Raw genomic sequence first — 20,875 nt, 5'->3', positions numbered from 1 at the left:
CGGTTGCGAGAGAAATTCGCCAATACATTGCGCACCCCCCTTTTGGGTGGCAGTATTTGAGACGCGTCCCGCCTACCCCGATATGCCGGCATCCCCCATGCCGCGAGCGTGACGCGATTACCCCGAATAGGAACGACCATGAAACCCGAATTCATGCGACTCCGGCGTGCTCTCGCGCTTGCCCTCGCAACCCTCCTGTCCGCAGCTGGCCTCGCTCTCCTCTCACCCGCGAGTGCCGCTCTTGCCCATCACAACACCGTGTCGGTCTCGGCCGCGTGTGTCGACAACACCTGGACCATCACCTGGAAGATCACGAACTCAGAGCGATACAAGAGCGAGACGATCACCCAGTCCAACCAGCCGGCGATCGTGCCCGTCGGCACGACGATCGGCGCAGCCGAGACCTTCGTAGCCACAGAGACCGTCGACGGTCCGATCTACAAGACCCTCACGGTGGTCGGCCACTGGCCGAGTGGCAAGGTCACCGACAAGCCGCGATCTGCCACGATCACGCCCAATGACTTCCGTGGAACGTGCGAGCAGCCGCCGGTCTACCCGCCGGTCGACCCGCAGCCCCCGGTCACGCCCGAGATCGCCCTGAGCGCGCAGCCCTGCGTCTATGCGGGCACCTCGACGACGGATGTCACGGCCTCCGTGACCGGCCTGCCGAACGGCGCCACCTACACCGTCCGCCTCTTCTCCGGCCCCACCGTCGTGGACTCCGCAACAGGCACGGCCGGCACCGGCACGGTGACGGCGACCTTCTCGGGGCTCGCACCCGGCGACTACCGCGCCGAGGTCGAGGCGACAGGCAGCACCTCGGCGACGTCCTCGACCATCACGGCCGTCGACTGCGCGCCCCAGGCTCCGCCGATCGACCCGGAGGAGCCCCTCCCCCCGGTGTCGACCCCGCGCCTCGTCATCACGCCCGTCGACTGCTCCAGCGACGTGACGACACCCACCGTGTCGGTCTCCGTCACTGGTCTCGACGCTGCCGAGGAGTATGAGGTCGTGCTGCTCAACGAGACCGGCGCATCCGTCGCCAGCCAGATCATCACGGGCGTCACGAATGACGAGGTCATCTTCCAGGGTCTCGAGGCTCCCGCCAGCTACGCAGCCGTGCTGCAGCTGCAGCCCGGCGGATCGGTCGTCAGCGAGACGGTCGATCTCGCCGATGTCGTCCCGTGCATCGCGGAGGCCGTGACACTGCCGACCCTGCCGCTGCCGGGGGCCGCGCCAAGCCAGCAGCTGCCGACCCTCCCCGTGACCGGTCCCGGTGAGTTCGCCGCACTCGCAGCGTTCGCGGCACTGCTCCTGACTGCTGGTGGCTTCGTCGTGACGACGCGCCTGCGCCGTCGCGCTGCGCTCGCACTGGACGCCTAGCCCGCACACACGAAAGACGCCCCCGGTCGAATGACCGGGGGCGTCTTCATGCAGCCAGCGCGGGAATCCCGCGCGTGGGACTACTTGAGCTCGACGGTGGCGCCAGCCTCTTCGAGCTGGGCCTTTGCCTTCTCGGCGGTCTCCTTGTTGACGCCCTCGAGGACGTTGGCGGGAGCACCGTCGACGACGGCCTTGGCCTCGCCCAGGCCGAGGCTCGTGAGGGCACGGACCTCCTTGATGACCTGGATCTTCTTGTCACCAGCAGCCGTGAGGACGACGTCGAAGGAGTCCTTCTCCTCGACCTCTTCGGCGGCTGCGCCGCCACCGGCGGCACCGGCCGCGGCAACCGCGACGGGGGCAGCAGCCGTGACCTCGAAGACCTCTTCAAACTTCTTGACGAAGTCGCTGAGCTCGATGAGCGTGAGCTCCTTGAACGCCTCGATCAGCTCGTCGCTGGAAAGCTTTGCCATTGTTTTTCTCCTTGTGTGTACTTCTGAATGCCGTTTCGCCAGGACCCGTGAGGGTGACTAGCTCGCGGACTCCTGCTTGTCGCGCAGAGCGTCGACGGTGCGAACCGCCTGCGCGAGCGGCGCGTTGAACATGTAGGCGGCACCGAACAGCGAAGCCTTGAAGGCGCCGGCAAGCTTGCCAAGCAGCACCTCCCGCGACTCGAGTTCGGCCAGCTTGGTGACCTCGGCGGCGGTCAGCGGGTTACCGTCGAAGTAACCCCCCTTGATGACCAGCTGAGGGTTTGCCTTGGCGAAGTCGCGCATGCCCTTCGCAACGGCGACAGGGTCACCGTGCACGAAGGCGATTGCAGACGGACCAGCGAGCTCGTCGTCGAACGACGAGATGCCTGCCTCGTTGGCTGCAATCTTGGTCAGCGTGTTCTTCACCACGGCGTAAGACGCGTTCTCACGGATGGAGGTGCGCAGCTCCTTGAGCTGTGCCACCGTGAGGCCGCGGTACTCGGTGAGCAGTACGGCGGTCGAGTTACGGAACAGTTCCGTAAGCTCGGCGACCGAAGCTTCCTTGTTCGCCATGTGGCTCCTCAATTTCGTTGATGCGTTGCGGTGCGATGTGCACCGCACCAGACCCCGGGTCGAGACCCGACCCCGCTCACGAAAAAAGCCCCGGCGCAAGCGCACGGAGCTGGAGAATCCGAAAGAGATCCGGATGTCTAACTTCACACACCTGCGCGGGCACCTGCTCGAGAGCAAGACTTCGATCGTCACGCACGTGTGAACACGAGCACGCCGATAACCAGCGGTCTTTGGCTCCGACAAGGATACGCCAGCGGCTCCCCTGAGGCAAATGCACACCCGGCTGCCAGAACAGGGTGGGTACGGTGACCGCGAACACGGGCATCCGTCCCCGAACGAGACCACGGGCATCCGCCCCTCGCCGAGAGGAAGCAAGCATGAAGGCAGTCACCTACCAGGGCAAGCGCAGCGTGAGCGTGGAAGAGGTGCCAGACCCGCAGATCATCGAGCCGAGCGACGCCATAATCCGGGTCACCTCAACGGCGATCTGCGGCTCGGACCTGCACCTCTACGAGCTGTTCGGCGCCTTCATCGACAAAGGTGACGTGCTTGGCCACGAAGCCATGGGCGAGGTCATCGAGGTCGGAAGCGCCGTCACGCGGCTCTCGGTCGGCGATCGCGTCGTCGTGCCGTTCCCCATCGCGTGCGGCGCCTGCCACTTGTGCTCGCTCGGGTTCACGACCCAGTGTGAGACGACCCAGGTGCGCGAGCACGGGACGGGAGCGCGACTCTACGGCTACACGAAGCTCTACGGACAGGTGCCGGGAGGCCAGGCCGAGATGCTGCGCGTCGAACTCGCGGACGCCAACGCGATCAAGGTCGGGGCCGAGCTTCCCGACGAGCGCTACCTGTACCTCAGCGACATCCTGCCGACCGCGTGGCAGGGCGTCGAGTACGCTGAGGTGCCCATCGGCGGCACCGTCGCCGTCATCGGCCTCGGGCCCGTCGGCCAGTTCGCGGCACGCATCGCGAAGTACCACGGCTACGAGGTGCTCGCGGTCGACCCCGTGCCCGAACGTCGCGCCCTCGCCGAGAAGTACGGCGTGCAGACCCTCGACCTCAGCGACACGACGGTGGAGCAACTGCGCGAGCGCACGCTCGGGCGCGGGCCCGACAGCGTGATCGACGCGGTCGGCATGGAGGCGCACGGAACACCCGCGATCGGCGTCGTGCAGCAGGCAGTCACGGCGCTACCCGACGCTCTCGCCCGGCCCCTCATGGACAAGATGGGCATGGACCGCATGTCGGCGCTCTACCTCGCCTTCGACGCCGTGCGACGGGGAGGCACCGTCTCACTGAGCGGCGTCTACGCGGGCGACGCCGACATCCTTCCTATGAAGACACTCTTCGACAAGCAGGTCACGATCCGCATGGGCCAGTGCAATGTGCACCGCTGGGCGCCCACGCTCCTGCCGCTCGTCGAGGACCCGAGTGACCCGCTTGGCGTCATGGACCTCGCGACCCACGTCGTGCCCCTTCAGGAGGCACCCGCCCTCTACGAGACCTTCCAGAAGAAGGAGGACGGCTGCATCAAGGTGGTCCTCAAGCCTTAGCGGAAGCCTTGAGTCGCGCCGAGCGCAGGAGCAACCCTGCGGCGGCGGCGAAGGCGACGAGCAGCAGGACGGCCGTGACAGGCGTCACGCCCGCATCCGCTTCGTCCTGGCTCGGCGGTTCGAGCACCCGCGGCATGGCATCGATCGGCACGGAACCGGGGACCCCAGTCGTCCCCGTCACGATGGGTGTCGCGGTGTCGTCGGCGAGCACGAACCATGAGCCGGTGGGCTGGTCACGCACGAGCACGCCATCGTCAGGGAGTGACTGCACCGCGGTCGCGAATGCGGAGCCGGGATAGAACTCCGCAAGTTCGGCGCGCCCTGAGCCGGGGTTGACCCACACGATGGCGGCACCGACCGCCAGGCCACGCACGAGCACGGGGGCGAGCCACTCGTTCGCCACTTCGACCGGCGGCTCGGCCTCGCCCCCAGCAACGAAGGCGGACGTCCAGGCGCGCAGTCGCACGACCGCGCCGACCCGGGCCGACTCGTCGAAGTCGATTCCGGATGCCTCATCCTTGGCGGGCGCGTAGAGCTCAGTGAGGCGGGGCAGCAGGCCGTGCTCGAAGTAGTGGGCAACCTGTTCTGGCACCCGCTCGTCGGACTGGAGGGCATGCGTGGCCTGGCCCGTGGACACGACAAGGCCGCTCGCGACGGCGAGCAGGAGGAGCGCGCAGAGGATTCGGGTGAGTCCGCGCCACGGTGCCATGACCACAGCTGGTCCTTCGGGTTTCGGGTGCGGCAATTCTCGCAGCCGAACCGCTCAGGCGGCGGGCAGGCGCACCGTGAACGTCGTGGAGCCCTCGGAACTCCGCACCGAGACCTGCCCGCCGTGGCCTTCAACCACGGCGCGCACGATCGCGAGACCAAGGCCAGTGCTGCCGGCCGTCCGCGAACGCGAGCCGTCGCCGCGCGCGAAGCGCTCGAACAGGTGGGGCACGAGCTCGGGAGGGATGCCTGGCCCATTGTCTGAGACCGTGAGCACGACGGCGTCGTCATCGACTGCGAGGCGCGCCACGACCTTCGTGCCCGCGGGCGTGTGCACCCGGGCGTTCGCCAGGAGGTTGGCGACCACCTGGCGCAGGCGGCTGTCGTCTCCCGACACGGTGATGGGCTCGTCGGGCATCTCGAGCGCCCATTCATGGTCGCGTGCCGTCACGGCCGCGTCGCCCACGGCATCCGCGAGGAGGCGGGAGAGGTCGACGGGCCGCCGCTCGAGGTCGCGCCCCTCGTCGAGGCGGGCGAGCAGCAGCAGGTCTTCCACGAGGGAGGTCATGCGCACCGCCTCGGACTCCACCCTGCCGAGCGAGTGGACCACGTCCTCCGGTAGCTCGTGTCCGCTGCGCCGCGTGAGTTCCGCATAGCCGCGGATCGAGGCGAGCGGGGTGCGTAGCTCGTGACTCGCATCGGCTACGAAGCGCCGCACCTTGTTCTCACTCTCCTGCCTGGCCGTGAATGCCGCGGCGACGTGGTCGAGCATCCGGTTGAAGGCAGCACCGACGCGGCCGACCTCCGTCTGGGCGTCGGCGTCGGCGAGCGCGACCCGCTCCGCGAGGTCCACGTCGCCGTGGTCGAGGGGCAGGTCGGCAACGGCGGATGCGGTCGCGGCCACGCGTTCGAGCGGACGAAGCGCGAGGCGCACGACGGCTCGGCCCGCGATCGCCGCCGCCGCGAGGGCGAGCGTGGCGACGAGCACGATCACGGCGACCAGCTGGCCGACCGTCTGATTGACATCGGCGAGGGGCAGCGCCGTGACCACGACGACGCCGGCCGCGAGTTCGTCGCCCGAAGCGCGATAGTCGCCGAGGTCACCGCCAAGGTTCACCGTGACCGGCTCGCCCGTCGCTGGCACCTCCACGAGCGCCTCGGATGCCTCGGCATCGAGGAATCGGATGCGCCCGTGTTCCGTGACGATGCCTGCCCGCGCCGAGTCCCCCACGACCACGCCCGTGACCGTGAGAGGCCCCTGCACTCCGAAGCGGAGCGTCGCGAAGCCGCTCCCCGACTGTTCGGGGACGGGAGCGTCGCCAAGCTGCCCGCTCGCCGCGAGCTGCGTGCGCCCCGTCGCGGAGGCGAGCTGCGCATCCACCCGTTCGATCAGGAATCCGCGCAGGGCGAGCACGCTCACGGCGCCGATGATGACGCTCGCCGCTGCGAGAAGGGCGACGATGCCGAGGATGAGGCGTCGGCGCAGCGTCCAGCCGCCCGGTGTGGTCACTCGGGCGCCTTGATCATGTAGCCGACACCGCGCACCGTATGGATCATGGGCTTCTCGCCCGCGTCGATCTTCTTGCGCAGGTAGGAAATGTAGATCTCGACGATGCTGGCCCGACCCCCGAAGTCGTAGCTCCAGACCCGGTCGAGGATCTGCGCCTTACTCAGGACCGTGCGCGGGTTGCGCATGAGATAGCGCAGGAGCTCGAACTCCGTGGCCGTCAGCTCGATCGCTCGGTCTCCACGGTGCACCTCGTAGCTGAGCTCGTTGAGGGTGAGGTCACCGACGCGCACGATGGGATCGGCCGCACTGGGAACGAGACGGGCCGAGCGACGGATGAGGCCACGAAGCCTCGCGATGACCTCCTCGAGGCTGAACGGCTTGGTGACATAGTCATCCCCGCCCGCCGTGAGGCCGGCAATGCGCTCGTCGAGGGCATCCTTCGCCGTCAGGAACAGGATCGGCATGTCGTTCCCGCCGCTGCGGGCCCGCTTGAGCACCTCAAGGCCGTCGATGTCGGGAAGCATGATGTCGAGCACGACCACGTCAGGATCGAAGTCGCGGATGAGCTTGAGCGCCGTCTGGCCGTCGCCCGCGGAGCGCACATCCCATCCCTCGTAGCGCAACGCCATCGTCACGAGTTCGGCGAGCGTCGCCTCGTCGTCGACGACGACTGCCCGCACGGGCGAACCGTCGGCATGGGTAAGGGGCGCAGAAGTATCGGCCATGCCTCAATCATGCTGACGAAACTAAGAGGTGGCTATGAACCGGCTGTACGCGACTGGGGAGGCTACTGGCTACTGAAGGACGCGTCGAAGGACGCTCGGGCAGCTTCGACAGCGTCCCCGCCTGGGTGCAGCAGCACTTCGCGGTTCCCGTGCTCGTCGACAGCTGGCTATCCACCTCGCCCTCTCGCCCGAGAGCATCGACATGATGACGCACTGACGCGCCGCTCCAAGGCACACGATGTCGCCCGCATCGGCGAGAATGGTCGGGTGACGATCGCCCAGCCCATGCTCCCGCTCTGGGACGAACCGATGGCGCGACCCGACCACACCTCACGCATCCTGGCCCGATCGTCCGACCGCATCGCCTGGCTCCGCGCCCGGAGCCGCGGCATCACGGCAACGGATGTCGCGAAGCTCGCGACCGAGCGATCGGTGCAGGCCGTCGTCGACGAGAAGTGGCACGGCAGCCGCTTCTCGGGCAACGCCTTCACGGATCACGGTCGCCGGCGGGAGCCCGAGATCGCCGCCTGGGTGCAGCAGCACTTCGGCATCGCGCCGAGCGACGCGCTCTTCCACGCCGCGTCGAGCCGGCTGCACCTTGCGACGCCGGATGGCATCGCCGCCAGGTCCGGTGTCGTGGAGCTCGCCGAAATCAAGACGACGAGCTCGCCGTGGCGCTCGATCCCCCGCAGCTACCTGCGCCAGGTGTGGTGGCAGCAGTACGTGCTGGGTGCGGAGCGCACGCTGCTTGTCTGGGAACAGCACAGCGAGTTCGTTCCCGTCGACGCCGAACCGCAGCACCGCTGGATCGACCGCGACGAGAACGAGATCCACGTGCTCGTGCAGCTCGCCGACCGCGTCGTCGCGGCGCTCGCCGAGCGAAGCCGGGGCTGACCGTGGCCGTGCTGCTGCTCCACGGGCTCGGCACGAGCGCCGCACACCTGCTCGACCAGCTCGGGCCCGCGCTGCCTGGGGGCGCGGAGGTGATCGCACCCGACATCCGGGCACACGGCGAATCGACGCTCATCGGCGATGCCGCCGACTTCTCATTCGCCGCGCTCACCGCCGAGGTCGCCGACGCCGTGCGCGCCTCCGCGGCGTCGGGGGCACTCTCGATCGTCGGAGTGTCCATGGGGGCGGCGCTTGGCCTCCGCCTCGCGCTCGCGGGCGAGTTCGAGATCGACCGGCTCGTGCTCATCCGCCCCTCCTTCACCGACCGGCCGCTCCCCCACAACCTGCGCGCCTTCCCCGTCATGGGCGAACTGCTCATGCGGCACGGCGCCACCGCAGCCGAGCAGCGTTTCAAGTCGTCGAGCCTCTACCACGCGCTCACCCTCGTGACACATGCGGGCGCGAACGCCGCCCTGCAGCAGTTCCGGGCTCCGGATGCGACGGCCAGGGCCATTCGTCTCGTCGAGGTCCCGCGCAACCGTGCCTTCCGCGATTCCGAAGAACTCGCGATGTTGGACGCGCCGACGACGATCATCGCGGCGCCCCGCGACCCCGTGCATCCGGTCTCCATCGCGGAGCAGTGGCAGGTCGGCATCCGCGGTTCGACGCTCACCATGCTGCCCGCCCGCGACGACGGGATGGCCGCGCACCTGGTCGCCTTGCGGGCGGCGGTCAGCTCCGCACTCGCCTGAACGGCCCAGCACCAGCGCGCTGCGCCACCAGCAGGCCCGCGAGCATGAGTGCCCCGCCGAGCAGTTCCGCCGTATTGGGAACCTCCCCGAGCAACAGCCACGCCGCAACGATGCCAACGACGGGCACGAGCAGGATCCACGGCACAACCGACGCAGCCGGATACCGCGACAGCAGCGAGTTGAAGATCCCGTAGGCCACGAGGCTTGCGATGACGGCGGTGTAGAGGGTCGCCAGGATGGCCTCGATGCCGAGCCCAGACAGTGCCGTCGCGACCTCCTGCGGCCCCTCGAGCAGGAGGGAGAGCACGAAGAGCGGCACGGGCACGACCAGCGCCGACCACACCGTCAGCGACAGGCCGCCCTTCGCACCGGATGCCCGCGAGACGACATTGCCGACACCCCACGAGAGTGCCGCACCGATGCAGAGCAGGAAGGCGAGGAGCGGCACCTGCGCGTCACGCCCGAACGCCACGACGGCGAGCCCGAGCGAACCGATCAACGCCCCCGCGAGTTGGGTCGGACGAGGGATCTCGCGGAGCGCGCCCGCGGCGATGAGCATCGTGAAGACCACCTGCGCCTGCAGCACGAGCGCGGCGAGGCCCGGCGGCATCCCGAGGTGCATCGAGGAGTAGAGCAACGCGAACTGCCCGAGCGACATGAAGAGCCCGACCCCCACGATGAACCGCCAGGGCACCTGGGGCCGCCGCACGAAGAAGATCGCGGGCAGCAGCACCACCACGAAGCGGATGGCGACGAACAACAGGGGCGGCACACCCTCCATTCCCCAGTCGATCACGACGAAGTTGAGGCCCCAGATGAGCGCGACAAGCGCTGCGAGGAGTCGATCGCGGGGCTTCACCAGCCCATCCTGCCGCACGCGAGCACCAACGGCGCACACATGCAAGAAGGGGGCCCGCCGAAGCGGACCCCCTTCTCAACGAGACAGATGTCAGATCGCGTTGACGTCCACGGGGATGCCGGGGCCGAACGTGGTCGTGACGGTCGCCTTCGCGATGTAGCGTCCCTTTGCCGAGCTCGGCTTGAGGCGCACAACCTCGTCGAGCGCAGAGCGCAGGTTCTCGTGCAGCTTCTCAGCGTCGAACGACGCCTTGCCCACGATGAAGTGCACGTTGGCGTGCTTGTCGACGCGGAACTCGATCTTTCCGCCCTTGATCTCGGAGACAGCCTTCGCCGTGTCGGGCGTGACCGTGCCGGTCTTCGGGTTCGGCATGAGGCCACGCGGGCCGAGCACCTTACCGAGGCGACCGACCTTGCCCATGAACTCGGGGGTCGAGACGGCCGAGTCGAAGTCGGTCCAGCCTCCCGCCACGCGCTCGATGAGCTCGTCGCCACCGACCTCGTCGGCGCCAGCAGCGATCGCTGCCTCAGCCGCGGGGCCCGTTGCGAACACGATGACGCGGGCGGTCTTGCCCGTGCCGTGGGGAAGGATCACGGTGCCGCGAACCATCTGGTCGGCCTTGCGGGGGTCGACGTTCAGCTTGAGCGCGACCTCGACGGTCGAATCGAACTTCTTCGAGCCGGTCTCACGGGCGATGTCTACGGCCTCGTTGGGCGTGTAGAACTTGCCTTCTTCGATCTTCTCGGCTGCGGCCCGGTAGGCCTTGGACTTGGTTGCCATGCTTGTTCTCCTAGGAATGAGTTCGTGGGTAGCGAGCCAGGCGGGCTCTTCCACTGCGGCGACCGTGGTCGCCAAAAAGACTGGGGTGACTTACGCGTCGATCGTGATGCCCATCGAGCGCGCGGTGCCCTCGATGATCTTGGATGCGGCGTCGACGTCGTTCGCGTTGAGGTCAGCCATCTTCTGCTCGGCGATCGCACGAACCTGGTCCTTGGTGAGCTTGCCCACCTTGGAGGTGTGGGGCGTGCCCGAACCCTTGTTGACGCCAGCGGCCTTCTTGATGAGCTCGGCGGCGGGCGGGGTCTTCAGGATGAACGTGAACGAGCGGTCCTCGTACACCGTGATCTCGACGGGGATGACGTTGCCGCGCTGCGACTCCGTCGCGGCGTTGTACGCCTTGCAGAACTCCATGATGTTGACGCCGTGCTGACCGAGCGCCGGGCCGATGGGCGGGGCGGGGTTGGCGGCGCCGGCCTGGATCTGCAGCTTGATCAGACCCGTGACCTTCTTCTTCGGTGCCATTGTTTCCTTCTTTCGTGTTCGAGCATCCGTGAACCGGATGTTCTTCCGCCTGCTCGGCCTATCCGAGCCGCGGTGGACTGTGGAGTGTTAGAGCTTGGTGACCTGGTCGAAGCTGAGCTCGACGGGGGTCTCGCGCTCGAAGAGCGACACGAGCACGGTGAGCTTGCCGCTCTCGGGCTTGATCTCGCTGATCGAACCGGGCAGGCCCGCGAACGAGCCCTCCTTGATCGTGATGGTCTCGCCGATCTCGAAGTCGACCTCCTGCGGGATGCTGCGCTGCACGGCCTTGCCGCCCTTCGCGCCGCCCTTCGCGGGAGCCTCGACGACCTGCACGAGGCTCTTCAGCATGTTGAAGGCCTCCTCGAAGCGCAGCGGCGTCGGGTTGTGGGCGTTGCCCACGAAGCCCGTCACGCCGGGGGTGTGACGCACGACCGACCAGCTGTCCTCGTTGAGGTCCATGCGCACGAGCACGTAGCTGGGGATGCGCACGCGAGTGACGAGCTTGCGCTGGCCGTTCTTGATCTCGACGACGTCTTCCATCGGCACCTCGACCTGGAAGATGTAGTCCTCCATGGTCATCGACACGCGACGGTTCTCGATGTTCTGCTTGACGCGCTTCTCGAAGCCCGCGTAGGAGTGCACGACGTACCACTTGCCCGGGAGGGAACGCAGCTCGGCGCGGAACTCCTCGTAGGGGTCAACCTCGGCCTCTTCGGCTTCTTCGGTCTCATCAGCGGCGTCGGCGGGAGCCTCGTCGCCGGGGGTCTCGTTCTCGGCGGCAGGGGCCTGCGCGTCGAGCGCGGCCTCGAGGGCCGACGCGGCGTCGGACTCGTCGACAGCGAACTCCCTCATGGAGGAGTGCTCGATCTCGTCGCGTTCTGTGTCAGACACTGATTCTCATTCCGTTGTTCTCAGGCGATCCGGCAGCATGTGCCGGCGAGGAGGGCGATGGCGTCAGCCGACGGGTCCGTTGCCGAAGACATACGCGACGACGAATCCGAAGAGGAGGTCGAGGCCGGAGACGAGCGCCATCATGATGACGACGAAGACCAGCACGACAGCCGTGTAGCTGATGAGCTCCTTGCGGGTCGGGGTGACGACCTTCTTGAGCTCGGCGATCACCTGGCGCAAGAACAGCGCAAGGCGACCAAACGGGCCGCGACGGGTCGCGCGATCCGCCTTGGCGCTGGCGACGACATCCTCACTCGGGTCGTCGGTCACGTTTCTCGCCACAGCTGATTACCTTCCGGACATGGACCGAACGGCCATCGGGCCGTCGGCAGGTGCCTGCCAGCGCACGCATGTGCACTGGTCACGCTGCAGGGCGGACAGGACTCGAACCTGCAACCTGCGGTTTTGGAGACCGCTGCTCTACCAATTGAGCCACCGCCCTTCGGTGTGTGAACACACCAAGCTATCCTGCAGATCCGATCGGGATGAGCGCCTCAAATGGGCACAGAAAAGCTTGGTGGATTTCCACCACCACGCACCAGTGTAGGTCACGCCCACAGGGCTGTAAAGTTGAGCGCCCCGCGGCGGCCATCGTGGTGCCGGTGAAATAACCAGCCTGCCCCAAACACCTTCCACTAGCCTGAGAGAGTGACTGAACTCCCCAGCATCTCCCGCCGAATCGCCGCCATCGCAGAGTCCGCAACGCTCAAGGTCGACACCAAGGCCAAAGCGCTGCAGGCCGAGGGCAGACCCGTCATCAGCTATGCGGCCGGTGAGCCCGACTTCAGCACTCCGCAGCACGTCGTGGAGGCAGCATCCGCCGCCGTGCTCGATCCCAAGAACTATCGCTACACGCCCGCCGCCGGCCTGCCAGCGCTGCGCGAGGCGATCGCCGAGAAGACCCTCCGCGACAGCGGGCTCGAAGTCGCCCCCAGCCAGGTCATCGTCACCAATGGCGGCAAGCAGGGCGTCTACCAGGCCTTCGCGACCGTCATCAGCGAGGGCGACGAGGTGCTCCTGCCCGCCCCCTATTGGACGACCTACCCCGAGGTGACGAAGCTCGCGGGCGGCGTGCCAGTCGAGGTCTTCGCGGGTTCGGAGCAGGAATACAAAGTCACGGTCGAGCAGCTCGAAGCCGCTCGCACCGAGCGCACCAAGGTGCTGTTGTTCGTCTCGCCCTCCAACCCCACCGGCGCCGTCTACACGCGCGAGGAGACGAAGGCCATCGGCGAGTGGGCACTCGAGCACGGACTCTGGGTCATCACCGACGAGATCTACCAGAACCTCGTCTACGACGGCTCGGCCCACGCCCCCTCGATCGTCGAGGTCGTGCCGGAGCTGGCCGAGCAGACGATCCTCGTCAACGGTGTCGCCAAGAGCTACGCCATGACCGGATGGCGCCTCGGATGGATGGTCGGCCCCGCCCGCGCGATCAAGGCGGCAGGCAACCTGCAGTCGCACCTCTCGTCGAACGTCTCGAACATCTCGCAGCACGCCGCGATCGCGGCCCTCACCGGACCGCAAGACGACGTGCTCGCGATGCGCGACGCCTTCGACCGTCGCCGCCAGCTCATCGTCGCCGAGCTCAACAAGATTCCCGGCGTCGTCACGCCGACCCCGCAGGGCGCCTTCTACGTGTACCCGGACGTCACGGGACTGCTGAACCGCGAATGGGGCGGCGTGACCCCCACGACCTCGCTCGAGCTCGCCGACCTCATCCTCGAGCAGGCCGAGGTCGCGGTCGTGCCCGGCGAGGCTTTCGGCCCGAGCGGCTACGTGCGGCTCTCGTACGCGCTCGGCGACGAGCCGCTCCTCGAGGGCGTGCAGCGACTGCAGCGCCTCTTCAGCTAGGCCAGCGCGACCGTGCGCGCTGCGCGGGCCACCGCATCCGATACCGCCTGCAGCAGGGGTGAACTGAGGTTCCACTGCTGCCAGTAGAGCGGCACGTCAAGCGGGCGCTGGGGCATGAGCTCGACCAGCTCGGTGCCGCGCGTCTGCTCGGCGGGCAGCATGGCCCACCCGAGCCCGAGCCGCACGGCCGCCGCGAACTCGGCGGACGCGGGCACGTAGTGGACGGGTGGGGTGGAGCGCACGCGCAAGGACCTGAGGAACGCAGCCTGCATGTCGTCGCGACGGTCGAAGTCGATGCGGGGAGAGCGGCCCAAGGCACCTGGGGTGACGCCCTCGGGCATCCAACGCTCGATGTATTCGGCGCTCGCGACCGCCCGGTACCGCACCGTGCCGAGCGGGGTCACGACGCAGCCCGGCACGCTCGTCGCCTGCGAGGTCACGGCCGCCATCACCTGCCCTGACTCAAGCAGGCGCGTCGTGTACTCCTCGTCTTCGCGATGCAGCTCGAAGACGATCGGATGCTCGCGCGCCACCTCGGCGAGCGCCGGCAGTAGCCACGTGGCCAGCGAATCAGCGTTGACGGCGATGCCGATGGGGGTGAGCCGCTCGCCATCGTCGTCAAGCCCGACCTCGGCAAGCGCCTCGTGCTCGAGCAGCGTCGCCTGGCGGGCGAGGCGCACGATTGCGGCGCCGGCGTCCGTTGCCCGCACCGGCTTGGACCGCACGAGCAGCACGCGCCCGAGCCGTTGCTCGAGGGCCTTGACGCGTTGGCTCACGGCAGAGGGCGTGATGTGGAGCGCGCGGGCCGCGCCCTCGAGGGTTCCCTCGTCAACGACGGCCGCCACGGTCTTGGCAAGGTCGAGCGGTATCTGCATGAAGCAATGCTAATGCTGACTAAGGAACATTAGCTTCCGTGAATATAGGTGGCTCCCTTAGCGTGGACGGGTGATATTCCCCGCCAGCTTCGACCCGACCCTCGCAATCGCTCTCTCCGGCTTCGTGCTGGGCTTCGGCCTCATTGCCGCGATCGGCGCCCAGAATGCCTTCATCCTGCGCCAAGGCGTGCGCGGACAGCACCTGCTTGCCGTCGTGCTCGTGTGCGCGGCATCCGACCTCGTGCTCATCTTCGGAGGCATCGCCGGCGTGGGCGCCGTGCTCGAGAACGCGCCCTGGGTCATCACGCTGGTGCGCTGGTTCGGCGTCGCGTTCCTGACGACCTACGGGCTACTCGCGGCGAAGCGTGCGTGGCGCCCATCGGGGCAGGGGCTCACGATCGATGAGCCGGCGCCGAGCGCGGTCGACCTGGATGTGGCATCCGAGGCTGCCCCTGCGTCGGGCGGTGGCGGCACCGCGACCCTCACCGTGCCCGTCGTCGAGACGCGGACGGCGACGCGCAGCACCCTCGCGACGGCCGTGCTGACGGCACTCGCCTTCACCTGGCTGAATCCGCACGCCTACCTCGACGCCGTCGTCGTGCTCGGCTCGGTCGCGAACACGCACGGCGACCCGGCGCGCTGGGTCTTCGGCACGGGCGCGATCCTCGCGAGTTTCGCCTGGTTCACGCTCATCGGCTTCGGGGCCAAGCTGCTGTCGAAGAAGCTCGCGTCGCCCAAGGCCTGGCGCATCCTCGACGCCTCGATCGCCGTCATCATGCTGACGCTCGCGGCATCCCTCGCCTTCTCCCACTAACGAGGCACCCTCTCACAATTCAGGAGCCCGAGCGGGAACTCCTGAATTGGGAAAGCGGGCCCGACCTTTCACAATTCAGGAGCCCGAGCGGGAACTCCTGAATTGGGAAAGGAAAGTCCTGAGTTGGGAAAGCAGGCGGGGCTAGAGGAGCTTGCGTTCGAGCGCCCAGGCCGTGAGCTCGTGCCGTGACGAGAGCTGCAGCTTGCGCAGCACGGCGGAGACGTGCGTCTCGACGGTCTTGATGGAGATGAACAGTTCCGTCGCGACCTCCTTGTAGGCGTAGCCACGCGCGATGAGCCGCATGACCTCGCGCTCGCGGGCGGAGAGCCGGTCGAGCTCATCGTCGGCCACCGCCTGCTCACCCGCGGCCGCCCCGAAGGCGTCGAGCACGAAGCCCGCGAGGCGCGGCGAGAAGACCGCGTCGCCGCTCGCGACAGTGCGGATGGCCGAGTTCACGTCATCGGCAGAGCTGCCCTTCGTGATGTAGCCCCGGGCTCCCGCACGAATCACGCCGACGACGTCCTCCGCCGAGTCGGAGACGCTGAGGGCAAGGAATCGCACCGAGTCGAGCAGGCCCGCACAGCGCCGGATGACCTCCGCCCCGCCACCACCCGCGCCGCCCGGCAGATGCACATCAAGCAGCACGACCTCGGGCCGATGCTCCGTGACGGCGGCCACGGCGGCGTCGACATCGGCCGCCTCCGCGAGCACCTCGACCGCAGCATCGAGCGAGGCCTTGAGGCCCGACCGAAAGATCGAATGGTCATCGACGATCACGACTCTTGTCATGGTTTCTCCACTCAGTCTTCGAGGGCTCACGGTGCAGGGCTTACAGGTCGAGGTGCAGGTGCACCTCGGTGCCGACACCTCCCGCGCCGCGCTGCACGGTCGCGGTGCCGCCGGCCCGCTGCATCCTGCCGATGATCGACTCTCTCACGCCGAGGCGGTCGGCGGGCAGGGCGTCGAGCTCGATACCTGGTCCGCGGTCGCGCACGAAGACGTCGACGGCGGATGCCGCGGCCTCGACATACACGGAGACCTCGCCGCCCCCGTGCCGTGCGGCGTTGAGCATCGCCTCGCGCGCCGCCGCGACGAGCGAGGGGTGGGCCGGCACCGACTCCCCCACCGTGACGACGTCGATGCGCGCGGGATACTCGACCTCGATCGTGGCGGCATCCTCGCTCAGTTCGCTCACGAGGTCAGCGCCGGGGGCACCGTCGCCCGCGAAGAGCCATTCGCGCAGCTCGCGCTCCTGCGCCCTGGCGATGCGAGCGACGTCGCTCGAGGCACCCGCGCGGTTCTGGATCAGTGCGAGGGTCTGCAGCACTGAGTCGTGCAGGTGCGCCGCGATCTCGGCACGCTGCTCCTCGCGGATGCGACCGGAGCGTTCCCGCATGAGCTCGTTCCACAGGCGCACAATAAAGGGGGCGATCGCGACCACGAGGCCGAGCACCATCATGCCCACCGCGACGACGGCCGTCATGGCCTCTGGGCGCCAGTCGTTCGAGGCGAGGAGCAGGAGCCCGGTCGCAAGCAGCACGGTCGCACCCGCGCTGCGGATGACGAGGCGGTAGCGCGGCGAGCGGTCAGGGTCGTGCTCATCGAGGGCGAGGCTCCACACGACGGCACCGCCCGTGAGCGCCAGGCTCAGGCTGACGGCCGTCGATGCGGAGCCCGCGACGTTGGCCTGCACGATGGCGACGACCGCCGCGACGGCGCCGAGCACAAGGAGGACGGCTGCGATCGGTGCGCGCCTGCGCGCCGTCTCTTCCGCCTCCCCCGGGGCGAGGGGGACGAGCGCCCACAGCCAGCCATAGAAGAGGATGCCCGCCCCGCCGAGCAGCGAGGCCACGACGAACAGGAGGCGCACCCGCCGTACGGGCCAGCCGAGGTGCTCACTGAGCCCGGCACAGACGCCCCCAATGACGGCGCGACGAGGACGCACGAGTGGCGGTCGCGCGCTGGTCTCGGTCTGGCTCACTCTTGAATCCAAGCAGAGGTGCGAGGCCCGGAGCGACCCGGATGCCACGAATCAGGGTGCGCTCAGGGACGTCCCCCATGGCCGGGGCCGGCCCGTCCCGCCACGATGGATGCCATGGACAACGACACCCCTTCCTCACCCACTCCGCCCCGCGGCGGAACGGCGGCCGACTCGGGCTTCTTCCCGTGGCTGCGCAGCCTCGGCCTCACCCGTGAGCCGGGATGGCTGGGTGGCGTCTCCGCGGGCATCGCACTCCGGCTCGGCATCGACCCGCTGATCGTCCGCGGCATCCTCGTCGTGATCGGCATCCTGGGCGCGCCCGTGCTGTTCCTCTACGCTGCGGCCTGGTTGCTCCTCCCCGACACGACGGGTCGCATCCACCTGCAGGAGCTCTTCCGCGGCATCTTCGATCGTGCCCTCGCGGGCATCGCGATCCTGCTGCTGCTCGCAATGCTGCCGGTGGGCGGCGGCACCGGCTGGTGGTTCACTGGTGGCTGGTGGGACGGCGACTGGGCTGGTCCGGGCCTCGGCGCGATCATCTGGACCGTGGTCCTCACGGGCGCGGTCATCTGGTTCGTCGTCTGGCTCGCGAATCGCCAGAGCGCCACCCCCTCGGCGACAGCCATGCCGCCCGCCGATGGGACTGCACCGGCCACGACGACAGACGCACCGGCCACGACGGGCGCACCGGCCACGACCACGGCGGATGCCCCTGCCGCCGCAACCTCAGCGACCCTGCCCCTCGTCTCCGAGCCGACCGCGCCGCCCACACCTCCCGCGACCGCGGGCGATGCGGAGCTCGCCGCCTGGCGCGAGGGACAGGCCGAATGGAAGCGTGAGCACGACAACTGGCGCGCCCAGCAGTCCGCTTCGGAGAAGGCTGCCCGCGAGCAGCGCCAGGCGGAGGCGCGTCACCAGCGCCAAGCAGAGGCCGCGGAACGTGCACGCGTCGCTCGCGAGAAGGAACTCCGCACGCGCCCCAACACGGCCTTCACCCTCGTCGCGGTAGGGCTCTCCTTCGTGGCCGGTGCCGCGACGGCACTTATCCTGAGCGACACCGACCTGGCGTTCGCGACGCTTGCCGCGGCATCCCTCGCGGTCACGCTCGCCGTCCTGGGTCTCGCGATCATCGTCAACGGCATCCGCGGGCGTCGCAGCGGCGGCTCGAGCGGGGTTGCGATCCTCGTCATCATCGCCCTGTTCTTCACGGGCGTACTCGGATGGTTCCCTCGCCCGCTCATCTCCGAGGGCACGACACGCTGGGAGCCGAGCGCGAGTGACCGCAGCGACTCCCGCATGCTCATCCGCGGTGACATGGTCGTCGACATGGAGGACTACTTCGCCACCGGCAACGCCCGCATCGGCACCGTCGACCTCTTCGTCGTCAACGGCGACGTGGAGGTCATCATGCCGGGCGATGCCGACGGCAGGGTCGAGGTCGACTCCATCAGCGGGCGCATCGAGGTCGATGGCGACATCGTCGACTCGGGCGGCTTCGCATCCTCGGTCGCCAGATACGACTCGACGAACGACAGGCGCGTCATCGTCGACGTCTTCGTCATCGCGGGCGACGTGACGGTACGGCAGGCCGACTGATGGCCGCGACAGACAAGCACGACGACGCTTCTCAGGAGGACCGGATGCACGCAACGAACGACACCGAACGGCTTCACAGCGACGACCCCTCGACCGAGCACGCCGACCGCCGGGTGCTCACGGGCCCCATCGTGTGGGGCGTCATCCTCGTCATCATCGCGGCGCTCTACGCCGTGCAGGTCGCGGTCGACCTGGGGGCGATCGGCGGGATCGACATCTCACCCGCATGGATCGTGCTCGGCATCGGCGGGCTGCTCGTCGTGGGCGGCCTGGCCGCCGCACTCACGCGCCGCAGCTGAGGCGGGTTGAGTAGCGGAGCGTATCGAAACCGAGCAGGGGTTTCGATACGCTCCTTCGTCGCTCGCAGGCTCGCTCCGCGAGTCAGCCGCGGTAGTTCGGTGCCTCCACGACCATCTGGATGTCGTGGGGGTGCGACTCCTTGAGTCCCGCCGCCGTGATGCGCACGAACTTGCCCTTCGCGCGCAGCTCGTCGATCGTGCGAGCCCCCACGTAGAACATCGACTGCCGCAGTCCGCCGAGCAGCTGGTAGGTGACGGATGCGACGGGGCCACGGTAGGCCACCTTGCCCTCGATGCCCTCGGCGATGAGCTGCTCGTCGCTCGGCACATCCGCCTGGAAGTAGCGGTCGCGCGAGTAGGAGGTCTTCTTGCCCCGCGTCTGCATGGCCCCGAGGGAACCCATGCCGCGGTAGGTCTTGTATTGCTTGCCGTTGACGAAGATCATGTCGCCGGGGCTCTCGTCGGTGCCGGCCAGGAGCGAGCCCAGCATGACCGTCTCGGCGCCCGCGACGAGGGCCTTGGCGATGTCACCCGAGTACTGGAGGCCTCCGTCGGCGATGACAGGAACGCCCGCCTCCCGCGCAGCGAGGGATGCCTCGTAGACCGCCGTGACCTGGGGAACGCCGACGCCGGCGACGACGCGCGTCGTGCAGATCGAGCCGGGCCCGACGCCGACCTTGATGGCATCCGCTCCCGCGTCCACGAGCGCCTGGGCTCCTGAGCGGGTCGCCACATTGCCGCCGATGATGTCGATGTCGGCGAACGCGCTGTCACCCTTGAGTCGACGGATAATCTCGATCTCGCCGCGTGAGTCACCGTTCGCGGTGTCGACGACGATGACGTCGACACCTGCATCGGCGAGCGCGCCGGCTCGCTCCCAGGCGTCGCCGAAGAACCCGATTGCGGCGCCGACCCGCAGGCGGCCCTCCTCATCCTTCGTCGCAAAGGGGTACTGCTCGGTCTTGTCGAAGTCCTTGACCGTGATGAGGCCCGTCAGTCGTCCGTTCGAGTCGATGAGCGGCAGCTTCTCGATCTTGTGCTCCGCGAAGATCGCGATCGCCCCATCGGGGTCGACTCCTTCAGGCGCCGTGATGAGTGGCATGCGCGTCATGACGTCGCGCACGAGCGTCGTCGCCTTCTCGAAGGGCGAGACGAAGCGCATGTCGCGGTTGGTGATGATGCCGACGAGCTTTCCGTCCGCCTCGACGACGGGGAGGCCAGAGACACGGAACTGCCCGCACACGGCGTCGACCTCAGCGACCGTGGCATCCGGAGTCGTCGTCACGGGGTTCGTGATCATGCCCGACTCGGAGCGCTTGACCTTGTCAACATAGGCGGCCTGCTCGTCGATCGCGAGATTGCGGTGCAGCACGCCGAGACCGCCCTGGCGCGCCATCGAGATCGCCATGCGCGCCTCGGTGACGGTGTCCATCGCAGCGGAGATGAGGGGGGTGTTGACCCGGATGTTGCGGGTCAGTCGCGACGACGTGTCCACCTCGCTCGGGATGACATCGGTGTGCCCGGGCAGCAACATCACGTCGTCGTAGGTGAGTCCGATGAAACCGAAGGGATCCGGCTGGGTCATTGTTCCCCTTTTGTGAGAGTCGGCGAAAATGCCCGGGATTACGGGCGAGGGGTGCCGGTGAAGCTGCGATGATTCCCGGTGCTCCATGCTAACCGGTTGGCGCTCGCTGCTATTCCGCCGTCATAATTACCAACACCGATCGCTTACCCGAGTAACACCGGCGACACAATCGGCCAGTAACGTCAGCGTCGACGGTA

Annotated in this window: 22 protein-coding genes and 1 tRNA gene; 8 read left to right on the top strand and 15 right to left on the bottom strand. The window is 68.1% G+C overall.

Annotated features, from left to right (window positions below):
* Positions 1 to 138: 138 nt before the first annotated feature.
* Positions 139 to 1,383, top strand: a complete 1,245-nt coding sequence (locus FVA74_RS03135) for a hypothetical protein (protein ID WP_147720322.1) — start codon at positions 139 to 141, stop codon at positions 1,381 to 1,383.
* Between the two features lie 80 nt (positions 1,384 to 1,463).
* On the opposite strand, the gene rplL is transcribed toward FVA74_RS03135, so the two are convergent.
* Positions 1,464 to 1,853: a 50S ribosomal protein L7/L12 gene (gene rplL, locus FVA74_RS03130; RefSeq protein WP_147720321.1), complete on the bottom strand. Its 390-nt coding sequence runs from the start codon at positions 1,851 to 1,853 to the stop codon at positions 1,464 to 1,466.
* Positions 1,854 to 1,910: 57 nt separating this feature from the next.
* A complete protein-coding gene (rplJ, locus tag FVA74_RS03125) occupies positions 1,911 to 2,426 on the bottom strand; it encodes a 50S ribosomal protein L10 (RefSeq protein ID WP_147720320.1) in 516 nt (171 codons plus the stop codon).
* Between the two features lie 377 nt (positions 2,427 to 2,803).
* Between rplJ and FVA74_RS03120 the strand changes: the two genes are divergently transcribed.
* Entirely contained in the window at positions 2,804 to 3,979 is a 1,176-nt protein-coding gene (locus FVA74_RS03120; RefSeq protein ID WP_147720319.1) for an alcohol dehydrogenase catalytic domain-containing protein, read from the top strand.
* On the opposite strand, the gene FVA74_RS03115 is transcribed toward FVA74_RS03120, so the two are convergent.
* Genes FVA74_RS03115 through FVA74_RS03105 form a run of 3 tightly spaced genes read right to left on the bottom strand, consistent with a single transcriptional unit; the run spans position 3,969 to position 6,922 of the window.
* Positions 3,969 to 4,688, bottom strand: a complete 720-nt coding sequence (locus tag FVA74_RS03115) for a hypothetical protein (protein ID WP_147720318.1) — start codon at positions 4,686 to 4,688, stop codon at positions 3,969 to 3,971. The two genes, FVA74_RS03120 and FVA74_RS03115, sit on opposite strands and share 11 nt — an antisense overlap.
* A 54-nt stretch (positions 4,689 to 4,742) precedes the next feature.
* Positions 4,743 to 6,197 carry a cell wall metabolism sensor histidine kinase WalK gene (locus FVA74_RS03110; RefSeq protein ID WP_147720317.1) on the bottom strand — a complete coding sequence of 485 codons (1,455 nt, stop codon included), beginning with the start codon at positions 6,195 to 6,197 and terminating at the stop codon, positions 4,743 to 4,745.
* The gene (locus tag FVA74_RS03105) at positions 6,194 to 6,922 is read right to left on the bottom strand and encodes a response regulator transcription factor (RefSeq protein ID WP_147720316.1); all 729 of its coding nucleotides are present in this window, start codon (positions 6,920 to 6,922) and stop codon (positions 6,194 to 6,196) included. Before FVA74_RS03105 ends, FVA74_RS03110 begins: the two co-directional genes overlap by 4 nt.
* Positions 6,923 to 7,207: 285 nt before the next feature.
* Between FVA74_RS03105 and FVA74_RS03100 the strand changes: the two genes are divergently transcribed.
* Together FVA74_RS03100 and FVA74_RS03095 are read left to right on the top strand one after the other, a co-directional pair.
* Positions 7,208 to 7,816, top strand: a complete 609-nt coding sequence (locus tag FVA74_RS03100) for a YqaJ viral recombinase family protein (RefSeq protein WP_147723034.1) — start codon at positions 7,208 to 7,210, stop codon at positions 7,814 to 7,816.
* 2 nt (positions 7,817 to 7,818) lie between these two features.
* Positions 7,819 to 8,565, top strand: a complete 747-nt coding sequence (locus FVA74_RS03095; RefSeq protein WP_168220035.1) for an alpha/beta fold hydrolase — start codon at positions 7,819 to 7,821, stop codon at positions 8,563 to 8,565.
* Here the strand turns inward: FVA74_RS03095 and FVA74_RS03090 are convergent.
* The 6 genes from FVA74_RS03090 to FVA74_RS03065 all read right to left on the bottom strand — a co-directional run bounded on the left by FVA74_RS03090 (position 8,546) and on the right by FVA74_RS03065 (position 12,119).
* Positions 8,546 to 9,424 (bottom strand): EamA family transporter, encoded by an 879-nt coding sequence (locus FVA74_RS03090; RefSeq protein WP_147720314.1) that lies wholly within the window; start codon positions 9,422 to 9,424, stop codon positions 8,546 to 8,548. The two genes, FVA74_RS03095 and FVA74_RS03090, sit on opposite strands and share 20 nt — an antisense overlap.
* Before the next feature lie 90 nt (positions 9,425 to 9,514).
* The gene (gene rplA, locus FVA74_RS03085; RefSeq protein ID WP_147720313.1) at positions 9,515 to 10,204 is read right to left on the bottom strand and encodes a 50S ribosomal protein L1; all 690 of its coding nucleotides are present in this window, start codon (positions 10,202 to 10,204) and stop codon (positions 9,515 to 9,517) included.
* Positions 10,205 to 10,294: 90 nt separating this feature from the next.
* Positions 10,295 to 10,726: a 50S ribosomal protein L11 gene (rplK, locus tag FVA74_RS03080; protein WP_147720312.1), complete on the bottom strand. Its 432-nt coding sequence runs from the start codon at positions 10,724 to 10,726 to the stop codon at positions 10,295 to 10,297.
* Positions 10,727 to 10,813: 87 nt separating this feature from the next.
* Positions 10,814 to 11,578 (bottom strand): transcription termination/antitermination protein NusG, encoded by a 765-nt coding sequence (gene nusG / locus FVA74_RS03075; RefSeq protein WP_147723033.1) that lies wholly within the window; start codon positions 11,576 to 11,578, stop codon positions 10,814 to 10,816.
* Positions 11,579 to 11,680: 102 nt separating this feature from the next.
* Positions 11,681 to 11,959 (bottom strand): preprotein translocase subunit SecE, encoded by a 279-nt coding sequence (gene secE / locus FVA74_RS03070; RefSeq protein WP_147720311.1) that lies wholly within the window; start codon positions 11,957 to 11,959, stop codon positions 11,681 to 11,683.
* Positions 11,960 to 12,046: 87 nt separating this feature from the next.
* Positions 12,047 to 12,119, bottom strand: a tRNA-Trp gene (locus tag FVA74_RS03065).
* Positions 12,120 to 12,325: 206 nt separating this feature from the next.
* On the opposite strand from FVA74_RS03065, the gene FVA74_RS03060 reads away from it, so the two are divergent.
* Positions 12,326 to 13,528, top strand: coding sequence for a pyridoxal phosphate-dependent aminotransferase (locus FVA74_RS03060; RefSeq protein ID WP_147720310.1), 1,203 nt, complete (start codon positions 12,326 to 12,328; stop codon positions 13,526 to 13,528).
* On the opposite strand, the gene FVA74_RS03055 is transcribed toward FVA74_RS03060, so the two are convergent.
* Entirely contained in the window at positions 13,525 to 14,403 is an 879-nt protein-coding gene (locus tag FVA74_RS03055; RefSeq protein WP_187266459.1) for a LysR family transcriptional regulator ArgP, read from the bottom strand. The genes FVA74_RS03060 and FVA74_RS03055 overlap by 4 nt on opposite strands.
* Positions 14,404 to 14,473: 70 nt before the next feature.
* Here FVA74_RS03055 and FVA74_RS03050 point away from each other — a divergent pair, with 70 nt between their 5' ends.
* Positions 14,474 to 15,217: a LysE/ArgO family amino acid transporter gene (locus FVA74_RS03050; RefSeq protein WP_240792286.1), complete on the top strand. Its 744-nt coding sequence runs from the start codon at positions 14,474 to 14,476 to the stop codon at positions 15,215 to 15,217.
* A 141-nt stretch (positions 15,218 to 15,358) separates the two neighbouring features.
* Here FVA74_RS03050 and FVA74_RS03045 read toward each other — a convergent pair whose 3' ends face one another.
* Together FVA74_RS03045 and FVA74_RS03040 are read right to left on the bottom strand one after the other, a co-directional pair.
* Entirely contained in the window at positions 15,359 to 16,006 is a 648-nt protein-coding gene (locus FVA74_RS03045; protein ID WP_147720309.1) for a response regulator transcription factor, read from the bottom strand.
* A 40-nt stretch (positions 16,007 to 16,046) separates the two neighbouring features.
* Positions 16,047 to 17,198: an ATP-binding protein gene (locus FVA74_RS03040; RefSeq protein WP_240792285.1), complete on the bottom strand. Its 1,152-nt coding sequence runs from the start codon at positions 17,196 to 17,198 to the stop codon at positions 16,047 to 16,049.
* Between the two features lie 114 nt (positions 17,199 to 17,312).
* On the opposite strand from FVA74_RS03040, the gene FVA74_RS03035 reads away from it, so the two are divergent.
* The gene (locus FVA74_RS03035; protein WP_168220034.1) at positions 17,313 to 18,794 is read left to right on the top strand and encodes a PspC domain-containing protein; all 1,482 of its coding nucleotides are present in this window, start codon (positions 17,313 to 17,315) and stop codon (positions 18,792 to 18,794) included.
* Positions 18,795 to 18,838: 44 nt separating this feature from the next.
* The gene (locus tag FVA74_RS03030) at positions 18,839 to 19,093 is read left to right on the top strand and encodes a hypothetical protein (protein ID WP_147720306.1); all 255 of its coding nucleotides are present in this window, start codon (positions 18,839 to 18,841) and stop codon (positions 19,091 to 19,093) included.
* 82 nt (positions 19,094 to 19,175) lie between these two features.
* On the opposite strand, the gene guaB is transcribed toward FVA74_RS03030, so the two are convergent.
* On the bottom strand, positions 19,176 to 20,678 hold the full coding sequence (gene guaB, locus FVA74_RS03025; RefSeq protein ID WP_147720305.1) for an IMP dehydrogenase: 1,503 nt from the start codon (positions 20,676 to 20,678) through the stop codon (positions 19,176 to 19,178).
* Between the last annotated feature and the right edge of the window lie 197 nt (positions 20,679 to 20,875).

The organism is Salinibacterium sp. dk2585 (assembly GCF_008001035.1).
GTDB lineage: Bacteria > Actinomycetota > Actinomycetes > Actinomycetales > Microbacteriaceae > Homoserinimonas.
The sequence above is the reverse complement of the archived record's forward strand: the minus strand, read 5'-3'. Positions and strand labels throughout refer to the sequence as shown.

Bases quoted from the DNA above. Each gene is read 5' to 3' on its own strand.
- FVA74_RS03030 (WP_147720306.1), top strand. From the start codon at position 18,839: ATGCACGCAACGAACGACACCGAACGGCTTCACAGCGACGACCCCTCG.
- FVA74_RS03045 (WP_147720309.1), bottom strand. From the start codon at position 16,006: ATGACAAGAGTCGTGATCGTCGATGACCATTCGATCTTTCGGTCGGGC.
- FVA74_RS03055 (WP_187266459.1), bottom strand. From the start codon at position 14,403: ATGCAGATACCGCTCGACCTTGCCAAGACCGTGGCGGCCGTCGTTGAC.
- FVA74_RS03100 (WP_147723034.1), top strand. From the start codon at position 7,208: ATGCTCCCGCTCTGGGACGAACCGATGGCGCGACCCGACCACACCTCA.
- rplA (WP_147720313.1), bottom strand. From the start codon at position 10,204: ATGGCAACCAAGTCCAAGGCCTACCGGGCCGCAGCCGAGAAGATCGAA.
- nusG (WP_147723033.1), bottom strand. From the start codon at position 11,578: ATGAGGGAGTTCGCTGTCGACGAGTCCGACGCCGCGTCGGCCCTCGAG.
- FVA74_RS03035 (WP_168220034.1), top strand. From the start codon at position 17,313: ATGGACAACGACACCCCTTCCTCACCCACTCCGCCCCGCGGCGGAACG.
- rplJ (WP_147720320.1), bottom strand. From the start codon at position 2,426: ATGGCGAACAAGGAAGCTTCGGTCGCCGAGCTTACGGAACTGTTCCGT.
- FVA74_RS03120 (WP_147720319.1), top strand. From the start codon at position 2,804: ATGAAGGCAGTCACCTACCAGGGCAAGCGCAGCGTGAGCGTGGAAGAG.
- guaB (WP_147720305.1), bottom strand. From the start codon at position 20,678: ATGACCCAGCCGGATCCCTTCGGTTTCATCGGACTCACCTACGACGAC.
- rplK (WP_147720312.1), bottom strand. From the start codon at position 10,726: ATGGCACCGAAGAAGAAGGTCACGGGTCTGATCAAGCTGCAGATCCAG.
- rplL (WP_147720321.1), bottom strand. From the start codon at position 1,853: ATGGCAAAGCTTTCCAGCGACGAGCTGATCGAGGCGTTCAAGGAGCTC.
- FVA74_RS03135 (WP_147720322.1), top strand. From the start codon at position 139: ATGAAACCCGAATTCATGCGACTCCGGCGTGCTCTCGCGCTTGCCCTC.
- FVA74_RS03105 (WP_147720316.1), bottom strand. From the start codon at position 6,922: ATGGCCGATACTTCTGCGCCCCTTACCCATGCCGACGGTTCGCCCGTG.
- FVA74_RS03115 (WP_147720318.1), bottom strand. From the start codon at position 4,688: ATGGCACCGTGGCGCGGACTCACCCGAATCCTCTGCGCGCTCCTCCTG.